The organism is Dehalobacter sp. 12DCB1 (assembly GCF_004343605.1).
GTDB lineage: Bacteria > Bacillota > Desulfitobacteriia > Desulfitobacteriales > Syntrophobotulaceae > Dehalobacter.
Map to the genome: position 1 here is coordinate 307135 of NZ_POSF01000014.1, position 13065 is coordinate 320199.

A 13065-nucleotide genomic window follows, 5' to 3' on the forward strand; every position below is an offset into this window, starting at 1 on the left:
TTCCACTTTTCATTCAAGCAAACAATACAAATCACTCGACATTCAAATATACGAACACCCGATCAGCCATTCTTAGGCTTATCTAGATAACTATTTGAAATACTAAGCTAGGCTGATTGCATTAAATTTGCATTTTTTCAGACAAGCCCCGCATTTAATGCATTTCTGCGTATCGATCACATAGGGTGTATCTTTATCCCCAGTGATGCAGCCGACCGGGCAGACTTTGGAACATTGCCCGCAGCGCTTACATTTTTCATTATCAACCGTATATTCCATCAGCGCGGTACAGGCATGCGCCGGACACCGTTTCTCAAAGATATGGGCTTCATATTCGTGACGGAAATAGCGCAGTGTTGCAAGTAATGGATTCGGAGCTGTCTGGCCCAGACCACACAGTGATGTCCGTTTAATAACCTTGGCCAGATTTTCCAGCGTATCCAAGTCCTCAGCTTTCCCCTCACCTTTGGTGATCCGGATCAGGATTTCGAGAAGCCGCTTCGTTCCTTCCCGGCAGGGTGTACACTTGCCGCAGGATTCCTTCTGGGTAAAACTTAAGAAAAAACGGGCAATATCGACCATACATGTCGTATTATCAAGAATAACCAGTCCGCCTGAGCCAACCATTGCTCCTGCGGCGGTCAGATTATCATAATCGACTTTAATATCCAGCATTTCCTCGGGAAGACAGCCTCCCGAGGGCCCCCCGATTTGAACAGCCTTAAATTGGTTTCCGTCCTTGATCCCGCCGCCGATATCAAAAATGATGTCTCTCAGCGTGATACCCATCGGTACTTCCACCAGGCCGGTGTTATTGACCTTGCCGGTCAGAGCAAATATCTTGGTGCCTTTGCTTTTTTCAGTGCCGAATTGCGTATACCAGTCTGTGCCATTCCGTAAAATATACGGTACATTGGCCCAGGTCTCGACGTTGTTAATATTGGTCGGTTTTCCCCAGAGGCCTTTGACGGCAGGGTAGGGAGGCCTGACCGTCGGCATCCCACGCTTGCCTTCGATGGAAGCAATCAGGGCCGTCTCCTCGCCGCAGACAAAAGCGCCTGCACCGGCTTTGATCTTTAGTTTGAAGTTAAATCCGGAATTCAGGATGTTATTGCCCAGTAATCCATTTTCCTCAGCCTGGGCAATCGCGGTTCTCAGCCTGTCGATCGCGAGCGGATATTCGGCCCGGCAGTAGATATAACCCTCGTCGGCGCCAATCGCGTAAGCGCCGATCAGCATTCCTTCAATCACCGCATGCGGGTCTCCTTCAAGAACGCCCCTGTCCATGAATGCACCAGGATCTCCTTCATCGGCGTTGCAGATCACATATTTTTTCGCGCCCTCTGACTGGCGGCATAGACTCCATTTAAGTCCTGTCGGAAAACCTGCACCTCCGCGGCCTCTCAAGCCTGATTTTTTAACTTCCTCCACAACCTCGTCCGGGCTCATGGTTTGGATCGCTTTGGCCAAACCCTTGTAGCCATCTTTAGCGAGATAATGGCTGATTTCCTCCGGGTCAATCTTACCGCAGTTATCAAGGATGATCCGTTTCTGTTTGGCAAATAGATTCACGGTCTCAAAATTTGCCGCGAGTTTTCCAGATACCGGATCCTCGTAAAGAAGTCTTTCAACTTTTTCATCACGTAAAATATCTTTTTCAATAATTTCAGAAATGTCCTCTTCCTTGACCTTCGTATAGAAAGTCTTATCCGGTTCAATGATCACGGTCGGCCCTTGTTCGCAAAAACCGTGACAGCCCGTAGAGCGGACGTCAGCCGTATCAATGCCTCTTGCAGCCAATCCTTCCCTGAGTAGATCAATTAATGTCTGGGAACCTGAAGAAAAGCAGCCTGTTCCATTGCAGACCAGAATCTGCTTATTTCTTCTGTCTGGTTCCAGGATCAAAGACATCAGTCTCTGCCTCTGCTGTTTACAGGAAACATCGTCATGGCACAATGGCCCTTCCGTCCTGCATTGAACATAATCGGAACAGGGAGTGGATGCTGTATGATGACATTTTTCACAACACGGGTTCACTAAAACCTTCATCGTTTCCCCTCCCTTATTTAAATCTTTTCAGAATATCCGGCACCAGGCCGGAATTCATATTTCCAAAAACCTGACCATTGATGGTCATGACAGGAGCCAGTCCACAGGCTCCAATGCAAGCAACGGTTTCCAACGTGAATCTTTGATCAGCGGTAGTCTCTCCGGCAACAATTGCAAGTTCGCGTTCAATCTCAGAAAGTACTTTCTGAGCGCCTCTGACGTGACAGGCTGTTCCCATACAAACCCGGATCAAATTACGGCCTGTTGGTTTCAGTCTGAACTGAGCATAGAAAGTAACGACGCCAAATACTTTTGCCTCAGGGATCTTCAGTCCTTTGGCAATGGCCCGCATGACGGCTTCAGGAAGATAACCATACATTTCCTGAGCCTCTTGGAGAACCGGAATAAGAGCACCATCATGACCCTGATAAGCAGAGATAATCTCATTCAGCCTGTGTTGATTGGAATCAGCAAATACTGCCTCTTGTTTGGAGTCACAACACTTACACATATTCACTCTCCTTAATTTGTCCTAATCTTAGCAAATGTGATTATGGAACATAGATTACACCATTTTCTGTAAGCAGTAAAGACATTTTAAAATCATGATCCTCTGCTGCAATTTTTTCAACCAGCTGGCAATCATACGCCAAACCGATGATGCAAACGTCTTTCCTTAATTGAGGCAGGAAACGATCATAAAAGCCTTTGCCAAAACCAATCCTTTTGCCTTGCCTGTCAAATACGACACCCGGAACTAGAATCAGATCAATTTCTTCTGGGGGTATCGGATGTAAGTAGTCAGGACCCGGCTCTCTGATCCCAAAAGTCCCTAACTGTACATCATCTTTAATATTTTTGATTTGACACGGAATAATGGTTTCCCCCTGACAAAACGGAATAATCAACTTTTTTCGTGCTTTGAGCGTTTCTTCCGCAACCCCGGTAGTTTCTACTTCATCCCAATAATTTAAGTACATCATAATTATCTCCGCGTTCTGATAAGCTGGCAAAGACGTTATATTCCTTTGAATCCGATCATTTTTTTGCCTGCGTTCATCAGCTGTCATGACCCTCCTGATTTGAAGAACTTTTTTTCGAAATAAATCTTTTTCTTTTTTGTTCACGTTCTGTCCTCCTGGTCATATGTCTGCATTACAGAGCAAAATTAATCATATTTTCGACATTAATCACTTCAAAAATCATAATTTCTTAAAAATGGTGTTCATTTAGCATTTTTTCCTAAAAATTATCCCCAGCCGCACTAGCCAAAGAACAAGTTTTTTCATGGTTTATCCACATTATCCACAACCGTTGTGGATAAATATTGCATTCTATGTTTTTCTTATACCTATTCTTTTTTGTCGATTTTTTTACCATAATAAATAAAAAATATAAAGTTTTTGATTATTCAATCAATTATTAATGAATAATTGAAAATAAACCGATGTAACTGCGTCCTCCAATTTTACATATTCAAGCCAGGAACCGCATTTAACTTCCATGAAGCATAATCATCATTCATAAAGCGATAATAACCGGCCAGTGCAATCATCGCGCCATTGTCGGTACAGTATACCGGTGAAGGATAAACAAAAGAGATTGCGCGGTGATCCAGTTCCTGCTGCAGCACTTGCCGCAAATTGCTGTTTGCTGCAACCCCGCCGGCCAGGGCCAAGGTCTTAATCGGATATTTTTCCAAGGCCCGGAGAGTTTTCTGCACAAGCACCTCTACAACGGCAGCCTGGAAAGAAGCTGCCAGGTTGGCAGTATTCAAAATTTCGCCCTTCATCCGAGCACTGTTTAAGGTATTAAGAACCGAGGACTTTAATCCGCTGAAACTGAAATCAAAGCTCCCGGTTTCCAGCATTGCTCTGGGAAAATCAAAAGCTGCTGCATTTCCTTCGAAAGCAGCCTTCTGGATATTCGGACCGCCCGGATATCCAAATCCAAGCGCCCGGGCTACTTTGTCAAAGGCTTCTCCGGCAGCATCATCCCTGGTTCTACCGATCACTTCATAGTCTAGATGTCCCCTAAAAATAATCAGATTGGTGTGTCCGCCGGATGCCAAAAGCGCCAGCAGCGGGAAACGCAAGTCCGGATGCTCCAAGAAGTTGGCATAAACATGCCCCTCCAGATGGTTGACGCCGATTAAAGGAATGCCTGCTGCATAGGCCATGGCTTTGGCAGCAGATACTCCCACCAGGAGAGATCCCACCAACCCAGGGCCGTACGTCACTGCAACTGCAGAAAGATCTTTAAATCCCATACCTGCTTGTCCGAGGGCCTCTGAAACTACCTGACTGATATGCAGACAGTGTTCCCGCGATGCTATTTCCGGGACAACGCCTCCATACTTTTGGTGGGTACCAATCTGAGATGAGATGATGTGGCTTTTTAAATCTGTACCGTTGACTAAGACCGCAGCCGACGTCTCATCACAGCTTGTTTCAATACCTAAAATTATTACATTTTTGTTATTGTCCACAATACTCCTCCAACGAAACTAGTTAAGTTCTACTAGAGACTGGCCCACATAATCAGTGCATCCTCCTGGTTGTCGGAATAGTACCCTTTGCGTACTCCGGCTGCCTTGAAACCTAATTTTTCATACAGATTCCGCGCCGTCTGATTGGATACCCGAACTTCCAGTGTAAACCGCATCACACCTTTAGCTATCATCTGATAAATCACGTTTTTCATCAGGTACTCGCCCCAGCCCTTACCGCGGCATCCCGGCCAGATTGCAACATTTGTAATATGCCCCTCTCCCATGACGATCCAAAGCCCTATATAGCCAATAACCTTGTGATCCAGCTCTAGGCAAAAATAATTGGCTAAAACATTATTTTTCAATTCTGATGTAAAAGACTCCGTTGTCCATGGCGTGGCAAACGATACTTCCTCAATCGCCACAATGGATGGGATATCCCCAAGCTGCATAGGGCGAACGATAGCCTCGGCCTCAGGTTCCCTATTCTGTTTGGCCCGATCTCTTTTTAACATTTTTATCACCTAATATCAGTATTCCTCTTAAATGATGTTTCAGAATCATAGTATGTTGAGAATACCAATATGACTACTGCATTTTGCCTTGTTTCTTAAGATAATTGGTTTCAGCTTCTGAGAGACGAATATAAATGGGTTCCAGCGCATGAAAATTCCCGTCAACGCATCTTATCTTCCACTGTTCCCAAACCTCACATGCTGCATAGGCTCCTCTTGGAAGGTACTGGTATTCAGACAGTATAACGGCCTGGCTACCAAGTTGTTCCTCCAGAAATTTTCTACCCCCGCTAACCGCGTCCCCAACAAAAAAGCAAGATTTTTGAAGTTCCTTCAATTCCGCTGTGAGCGCTTCCGGCTTAACAGCTTTCGGCCCGTCCAGGCATTCTCTGTCTTCCCTCCAAATATATCGAGCATAATACCATTCGTTTTTGCGGGCATCTAGGATCACAACGGTTTCTTCCGACCTGCCCTTTCCAGCCCAGGCCAACGTATCCAGCGAAGTAATTCCGACCAAAGGAATATTGAGGACCTGTGCAAGTCCCTGGGCTGTGGCGATTCCGATCCTGATGCCGGTAAATGACCCTGGACCCCTGACTGCGCCGATAAAATCAAGATCCACGGGTTTCCAGTCTGCAGCATTCAGCAGCTGATCCAGCATCGGGATTAGTCTTTCAGAATGGGTTTTCCCAGTGTTCAGGAATCCCTCTGCGACTAGCCTGCCATCCTGCCCCAGGGCCAGCGCAGTTATCTTTGTTGTTGTATCGATTGTCAGATATTTCATAGGCCTCACTGCTTTTAATTATTTTTTCGCAAATGTCAAAAATTGAGCATAATTGAACGTGTTTGATTACCGCTTCCCTGAATTCTGATTTCGAGCCTGTCTTCCGGCAGTAAATCTACAATGATTTCCGGCCATTCCAGCAGGCAGACGCAGTCATCCCCGAAATAATCGGCAACACCGATGATTTCTGCTTCTTCCGGGTGGTGGAGTCTGTATAAATCCATATGAATCAGTTTCAGTCCATCAATTTTTGTACTGTATTCCTGAATCAAGGTAAATGTCGGACTTGTCATGGTGTCCGTAACCCCGAGCCCTTCACCGAGCCCTTTAGCCAGGACTGTTTTGCCCGAGCCCAAATCTCCATAAAGACAGATGACCGTACCTTCCCGTAAACTTTGTCCGAGCAGTTTTCCGAGAAGAAAAGTCTCCTCAGAACTTACCGATTCAATCAGCCGTTCCATATTTTCACGCTCCCGTCTCACTCGGGCTTTACGATCAGACCATTGATCAATACTGTATGGGGCGTGGCCTCAAAACTGAGCGGTTTGCCCTCCCATACGACAATATCAGCATCTTTTCCTACTTCCAAAGATCCGACTCTGTCGGCGACCCCGAGTATTTCAGCCGGCCAGATCGTGATTGCTTTCAGCGCGTCTTCCTCCTCAAGTCCGTTGCGGACAGCCATCGCTGCACACAGCGGCAGATGCTCGATAGGGGTAACGGAATGATCCGTGATGATCGCTATTTTAAGTCCCGCTTTGTTCAATACTCCCGGCGTGCTAAATGTTTTATCTTTAAGCTCTACTTTGGCCCTGTTCGTGAAAGAAGGACCGACAGCCGCAGGGTAGCCATATTGCTGAAGCACATCGGCAATTTTATGACCTTCAGTACAGTGGTCCAAAACCAGATCTACGTCAAACTCGCGGGCTATCCGGATAGCGGTCATTATATCATCCGTCCTGTGGGCATGAGCTCTGAGCGGTATTTTTTTGTCCAGTACAAGATTGATTGCTTCGAGTCCGAGGTCCCGTTCAGGAAGTTTGTCCAAATCCTTTTGGCCTTGTTCCAGTTTCTCCCGATAGTTCTGAGCATCTACCAACGCCTGCCGGAGCAAGGCTGCTGTTCCCATTCGCGTCATCGGCATTTTTTTCTGTTCTCCGTATACAAATTTGGGATTCTCACCGAACGCGATTTTGAGTCCTGCAGGGTCTCTCAGAATCATTTCTTCGACCACACGTCCCGCCGTTTTGACAACAACACCTGTACCTCCAATGACATTTGCGCTTCCGGGGCAGGTAAAAGCAGCGGTGACTCCTCCGAGCCGTGCATCCCTGAAGCCTTCATCTTCGGGATGGATTCCGTCAATCGCGCGAAGTTCCGGGGTCAGGGGATCCGTCATTTCATTCAGGTCGTCACCTTCATGCTGATAGATTTCTTCTCCAATCCCGACGTGGCAGTGCGCATCAATGAAACCAGGCAAAACCCATTTTCCCCTGGCAGATACAATGTGTACCGACTCTTCCGTACTTAGGCCGAACATTTCTCTGAACGCGTTTTCTTCGTCTTCATCTGTCGCCGTAACCAAATGCTTTATAATTTTTGCAATTTTACTATCTTTGACCAAAATACTCCCTGTAAATTCGAGCTCTCCGGTCATCGGTTTGATATTTCCGCCGGCAATAATGATCTGTTGATTGCTCATATGAAATATTTCCTCACTTAAAAGTATTTGTCGTCGATGCTCCGCTTACAGCGGAAGAATGACTTATTATATATCCTTCATTGAGAGGCTGACTCGGCCTCTAGCCAGATCGATACTGAGGACTCTGACCTTCACGATATCGCCGACCGAGATAACTTCCATCGGATGTCTGATATAACTGTTGCTGAGTTCCGAGATATGAACCAATCCGTCATTCTTGACGCCGATATCGACGAATGCGCCAAAGTCAACAATGTTCCTGACAGTCCCCTCCAAACTTACTCCTACCTGCAGGTCCTCCAATTTGGTGATATCCTGACGCAGCAGTGGGCGCGGCAGATCCTCACGCGGATCCCTCCCCGGTCTCAGCAAAGCCTCGAGAATATCTTTAATGGTTGGTACGCCTGCCTGAAGTTCCGCAGCTAATTCCTCAGCGCTGAAACCTCCAAGCGCAGCGCGCACCTTCTCTGGATTTGTTTTGAGGTCGATCGCTGTTAAATTGGCTTTTTTCAGGATTGCCGTGGCAACATCATAAGACTCCGGATGAACCGGCGTATTCTCCAGATAATTATCGCCATCCGGCAGCCGAATAAAACCGGCACATTGAATATAAGTCTGCTCCCCGAGCCTGGATACCTTCTTCAATTCTTCCCTTCGCCGGAATTTACCATTCTTCTCCCTGTAGGAAACAATATTTTTGGCGACCGTATAATTCAATCCGGAGACAAATTTCAGAATAGACGGCGAAGCTGTATTCAAGTTGACTCCGACTGTATTGACGCAGGATTCGACGACACCGCCCAGCGAGCTTTCCAAAACCTTAGGCTGGATATCGTGCTGATACTGACCAACGCCGATTGCTTTCGGTTCAATCTTGACAAGCTCAGCCAAAGGATCCTGCAATCTGCGGGCGATGGATACCGCGCTTCTCAGTGAAAGATCAAAATCCGGGAATTCCTCTTTGGCCAGTGGCGAAGCCGAATATACCGAAGCCCCTGCCTCACTGACAATAATGTATTCCAACGGAAGCCCACTTTCCCGGATGAATTCGGTGACGAGCTCCTCCGTTTCGCGGGAAGCCGTTCCATTGCCGATTGCAATAATCTGGACGCCATACTGCTCCACCACTTTGGCAATGAGTTGTTTGGCTTCTTGCTTTTTATTCTGTGGAGGGTTTGGATAGATCACCCCTACCTCTCCGAGTTTTCCCGTATCATCGATCAGGGCCCATTTGCAGCCTGTCCTGTAACCGGGATCGAGCCCCATGATCACTTTATCTCTTACCGGCGGCTGCAGCAGAAGCTGCCGCAAGTTGGCGGAAAACACCTTGACAGCTTGTTCTCCTGCCCTGCTGGTAATCTCGGCCCGGATCTCCCTTTCGATTGATGGGTAGATCAGCCGCTTATAGCTATCCTGCAAAGCCCCTTTCATCAACTCCTGGCAAGGGCCCCCCTGCAGGTATTTCTTTTCCAATAATTGCAGAATCTTATCCGCTTCAATCTCAAGCCCTACGGAAAGGAATTCTTCCTTTTCTCCTCTATTCAAAGCCAGAACCCGGTGCGGCGGAATTTTACGGACAGGTTCCTTATATTCATAGTACATCTCATACGGCGAACGCTCTTCTTTTTTTGCTTTGGCTGTGATTTCCGCCCATTCATAGATCCTGGTCCGAACTAGTTTTCTTGTTTCCGCATCATCGGAAACGTTCTCAGCAATTATATCCTGAGCCCCGCTCAATGCCTCAGCAGCATCATGGACACCCAAATCGGGATTAAGATACTTAGCGGCCTCTTCCTGCAGGCTTCCTTCGGCAGGCTGGTTGAATAACCAATCTACCAAAGGCTCCAAACCCTTTTCTCTGGCTATCGAGGCCCTGGTTCTTTTTTTCTGCTTGTAGGGCCGGTACAGATCTTCGACTTCCTGCAGTTTCGCTGCAGCTTCTATTTTGGATCTTAAACCGTCATCGAGCTTGCCCTGTTCATCAATCAAGCGAATGACTTCCTCTTTTTTGAGCTCCAAGTTCCGGAGATATTCCAGCCGGTCTGCCATGGCTCTGAGCACAGTTTCATCAAGTTCTCCGGTTGCTTCTTTGCGGTAGCGCGCAATAAACGGAATGGTATTCCCCTGGTCCAGGAGCTTTACCGTTTCCCCGACCTGCCAGGTTTTCAGTCCTAACTCCCTTGAAATGACGCTAATAAAGTCCATTATTATTTTTTCCTCCAATCATGGGAACATGGGGACGTTTCTTTTATCCCTTCGAGGGGATAAAAGAAACATCCCCATGTCTCCCCTCCGTATAAAAAACAGCGTCAGGTGTTAGAAGCCTGTACGCTGCGTTATTCCGTACTATGTAATTTGGCCTCATCCATTGAAATCCTTCAGATCTCCGTCAGCCCAAGGCTTATTTCAATCGCTTCATCAACCCTGAGCATTACTTCCTCATCGAGCACTGCGACTTTTTCCTTCAAACGGCTTTTATCGATCGTTCTGATTTGCTCAGTCAAAATAACAGAATCTCTTTCCAAACCACTTCGTTTCGCTTTGACTTCCACATGGGTCGGCAGTTTGGCTTTCGAAATCTGGGATGTAATTGCTGCGATAATTGTTGTCGGGCTATACTGGTTCCCAATATCATTCTGAATAACCAAGACCGGCCTAGTGCCGCCTTGTTCAGAACCTACAACGGGGTTTAGTTCCGCATAAAAAATCTCCCCGCGTTTAATACTCATACCCGACACTCCAAGCTAGTTTCCCTTCATAGCGCATCGTTGCCTCTTCTTCAGCCTGGCATAAATCTAATGCCATTGACAGGTTAATTTGAGCCATTTCAACATATCCCTGCCGCATCTGCTCTCGTATTCCTGCTTTTCGCCGTTCAATCAATACACTGTAAACAGCTTCTTTGATAAAATCACTCCGGTTTAATTTCTCTGACGATACGATTTCGTCTACTTCCTCAATAATGCTTTCCGGCAAACATACAACAATACGCCTAGTCTCTGCCAAGCAAGGCACCCCCTTCATGGCCACGGAAGGCCCCATTAAGCAATCCTATTTTATTATAGCGACTCACCCTCTAAAGTGTCAACGAAGACACGGGTGGGTACAAGCAATATTCAATCATTCTTTCTGATTTCCAGCATGTAATTTTTTCCTATTGTAATCCTATTTAGATCCGGCTATGGATCCTGCCGTAAGAAAACGTTCTATAACCGCATGATGTGCTGCTTTTTCCAGAGAGTCTTTCAGGATTTGAAGCTGATAAGCCGGATCCTTTCTTCTTGTCGCCAGACCCAGCAGCAGGTCGGCAATATGGGGATTTTTAGGCAGCAACGGTCCATGAAGGTAAGTTCCAAAAACATTTTTATACCTTACACCCTCCTGTAAATCCTCACCGTTATTGCCATAACCCCTCAGCACTCTTCCCAAGGAATTCAACTCTGGTCCAAGATAGGTCTTCCCAGAATGGTTCTCAAATCCGACCATGGTATTGTGCACCCCAACTTCATCGGACTGCTGGGAAATGTTTTCTGACATGGAACCCAAAAGCTCAGGTGACGTTTCAACAATGACATTGCCAATCAGTCGTTTATTTCCAGCAATAGTATAAAAGTCCAGTATGCCCAATCCCGGGATTTTCTCCCCGTCTCTGGTCTGATAATACTGCCCCAAAAGCTGGTAACCGCCGCAAATGGTCAACATGACAAGTCCATCGTCAATCGCTGCTTTAAGCTCTGAGGATCTTGTGCTTAAATCCTGAACCAAAAGACTTTGCTCCCGGTCCGAACCTCCTCCCAGAAAAAGAATATCCGCCTCGGAAAAATCCATTTCTTCTCGCAAAGATATTCTGCGTATCTCGACATCGATTCCACGCCACCTGCATCTGGCAGCCAGCGCCAGAACATTTCCCCTGTCCCCATATAAATCAAGCAGATCCGGATAAAGATGAAAAATCGTAAGCTTCATACATTTACCGCCTTACGCTGTTTTTCTCCGGTTTTTCTTCTCACCAGAATATCCCGTATCGGGAAAAGGGCAGTATAGGTTGGCAGAATAAATACGGCTCCTCCCTCTGCTATGCTTGCAGCCGCCTTGAGCGCTGACGCCGCGCTGATGCTTGGCTGTTCCAGCATCTCCACCGCTTTTTCCAGAGAATGTTCCATTGTAATTCTGTCTTCCTTAATTCCGGCATACTTCAGTCGCAAAGCCATGTCCTCAGCTCTTAAACCGGAGCATATGATTTGTGGTACGTCATCCTGACGCAAAGCCAAAATTTCAAAGTCGACATCCCATAACCAGGATATATCCCTGCCATCGGCCGCCAGATCGTTAATCGCAATCAGCAAGCGGACAGACTGAGGTAGCTCTGCAATGGTATGGATGACCTGATTAAAACCTGTTGGATTTTTCACCAGGGTCAGCGTCGCCTCACATCCAAGGAGCGAAAACTGTTCCATTCTCCCTGCATCGGAAACATACCGGTTCAGTCCGGTACCAATATCTTCTCTGGATATCTGCAGACGGTCCGCAGCACAGAAAGCTGCCAGCACGTTGTACAGATTATAATACCCTTGCAAAGGTACCTGATAGACGTGGTTGTCATGGTCATCATCTATCCTGAACGAAATCTCCCTGCTTTCCATTTTGACTTCTTTCGCTTCAATATAAGGATTAGGCCGGCTGAAACCGCAGCTAGGACACCTATAGTTCCCTAACTGGCCGTAATGAAACAGCGTGTAAGACAATTCCTGACCGCAGTGCGAACAGTATCGTCCTTCCCGCGTTTCCGTGCTGTCGGCAGAGCTTGTGGGCAGTGTGCTTACCCCAAAGTAGAATACACCTTTCCGGCCGGTTCCGATCTGAGCAACTAGCGGATCATCCGCATTCAACACCAATTCTGTTGCGGCAGGTAGCGACTCTTTTACCAGCTTGATCGTCGTATCCAATTCGCCATACCTATCCAGCTGATCCCGGAAGAAATTCGTAATCACAGCAAGCCTCGGAGTCAGCTGCCTGCATAACCCCGGCAGTGTAGCCTCATCCACTTCGAGCAGCAGGACAGAAGCTTGCGGCATACCTGCAAATGTAGTATTCTGCAGCAATGCTCCTGCAATACCCGTAAGCATATTGGCTCCTTCCCGGTTAAAAGCAATCTTTTTTTCGGCTGTCTTCAGAATGGAAGCCAGTAGGTTGTTCGTTGTCGTTTTGCCGTTGGTTCCTGTAATAATTACTGCACCTTCCGGAAAACGGGAAGCCAAGAATCCAATCATATTCGGGCAAATTTTAAGCGCAATAAATCCTGGGAAGGTTGTGCCTTTCTTCCCTAGAAGCCTCATCAATATCGATACGATCTTTCCTGTCCAAAGCGCCAGGTAGAAACGGACTGTCATCAGAAGGTGCTCCTTATCTTTTAATTGCTGTAACACCATATTCGTTTGTTATTTCCAAACATTCTTAAACATCCTTATTAATATAACCTAACTTACACCTAAAATAAACAGCAACTTAAGGGTTTGTTGTTATT

Annotated in this window: 13 protein-coding genes; all 13 read right to left on the reverse strand. The window is 46.7% G+C overall.

Annotation, left to right across the window (positions count from 1 at the left end):
- Positions 1–102 precede the first annotated feature (102 nt).
- On the reverse strand, positions 103–2049 hold the full coding sequence (gene nuoF, locus C1I38_RS08405; RefSeq protein WP_026156363.1) for an NADH-quinone oxidoreductase subunit NuoF: 1947 nt from the start codon (positions 2047–2049) through the stop codon (positions 103–105).
- A 13-nt stretch (positions 2050–2062) separates the two neighbouring features.
- Complete coding sequence (nuoE, locus tag C1I38_RS08410; RefSeq protein ID WP_020491811.1) at positions 2063–2560, reverse strand: NADH-quinone oxidoreductase subunit NuoE; 498 nt, start codon at positions 2558–2560, stop codon at positions 2063–2065.
- A 40-nt stretch (positions 2561–2600) separates the two neighbouring features.
- Positions 2601–3176 carry a 5-formyltetrahydrofolate cyclo-ligase gene (locus tag C1I38_RS08415; protein WP_020491810.1) on the reverse strand — a complete coding sequence of 192 codons (576 nt, stop codon included), beginning with the start codon at positions 3174–3176 and terminating at the stop codon, positions 2601–2603.
- Positions 3177–3517: 341 nt separating this feature from the next.
- Complete coding sequence (gene tsaD / locus C1I38_RS08420; RefSeq protein WP_020491809.1) at positions 3518–4537, reverse strand: tRNA (adenosine(37)-N6)-threonylcarbamoyltransferase complex transferase subunit TsaD; 1020 nt, start codon at positions 4535–4537, stop codon at positions 3518–3520.
- 32 nt (positions 4538–4569) lie between these two features.
- Positions 4570–5055, reverse strand: a complete 486-nt coding sequence (gene rimI / locus C1I38_RS08425) for a ribosomal protein S18-alanine N-acetyltransferase (protein WP_026156362.1) — start codon at positions 5053–5055, stop codon at positions 4570–4572.
- A 73-nt stretch (positions 5056–5128) separates the two neighbouring features.
- Positions 5129–5839: a tRNA (adenosine(37)-N6)-threonylcarbamoyltransferase complex dimerization subunit type 1 TsaB gene (gene tsaB / locus C1I38_RS08430; RefSeq protein ID WP_020491807.1), complete on the reverse strand. Its 711-nt coding sequence runs from the start codon at positions 5837–5839 to the stop codon at positions 5129–5131.
- 35 nt (positions 5840–5874) lie between these two features.
- Positions 5875–6300: a tRNA (adenosine(37)-N6)-threonylcarbamoyltransferase complex ATPase subunit type 1 TsaE gene (tsaE, locus tag C1I38_RS08435; RefSeq protein WP_020491806.1), complete on the reverse strand. Its 426-nt coding sequence runs from the start codon at positions 6298–6300 to the stop codon at positions 5875–5877.
- Positions 6301–6317: 17 nt separating this feature from the next.
- Positions 6318–7541: an amidohydrolase gene (locus C1I38_RS08440; RefSeq protein WP_020491805.1), complete on the reverse strand. Its 1224-nt coding sequence runs from the start codon at positions 7539–7541 to the stop codon at positions 6318–6320.
- Positions 7542–7607: 66 nt separating this feature from the next.
- Entirely contained in the window at positions 7608–9746 is a 2139-nt protein-coding gene (locus tag C1I38_RS08445; RefSeq protein WP_020491804.1) for a Tex family protein, read from the reverse strand.
- Between the two features lie 173 nt (positions 9747–9919).
- The gene (locus tag C1I38_RS08450; protein WP_015043684.1) at positions 9920–10270 is read right to left on the reverse strand and encodes a type II toxin-antitoxin system PemK/MazF family toxin; all 351 of its coding nucleotides are present in this window, start codon (positions 10268–10270) and stop codon (positions 9920–9922) included.
- Positions 10260–10547 carry a ribbon-helix-helix protein, CopG family gene (locus C1I38_RS08455; RefSeq protein WP_034382236.1) on the reverse strand — a complete coding sequence of 96 codons (288 nt, stop codon included), beginning with the start codon at positions 10545–10547 and terminating at the stop codon, positions 10260–10262. Before C1I38_RS08455 ends, C1I38_RS08450 begins: the two co-directional genes overlap by 11 nt.
- 159 nt (positions 10548–10706) lie before the next feature.
- A complete protein-coding gene (locus tag C1I38_RS08460; RefSeq protein WP_020491802.1) occupies positions 10707–11507 on the reverse strand; it encodes a glutamine amidotransferase in 801 nt (266 codons plus the stop codon).
- Entirely contained in the window at positions 11504–12931 is a 1428-nt protein-coding gene (locus tag C1I38_RS08465; RefSeq protein WP_026156360.1) for a Mur ligase family protein, read from the reverse strand. The genes C1I38_RS08460 and C1I38_RS08465 overlap by 4 nt, the downstream gene beginning before the upstream one ends.
- Between the last annotated feature and the right edge of the window lie 134 nt (positions 12932–13065).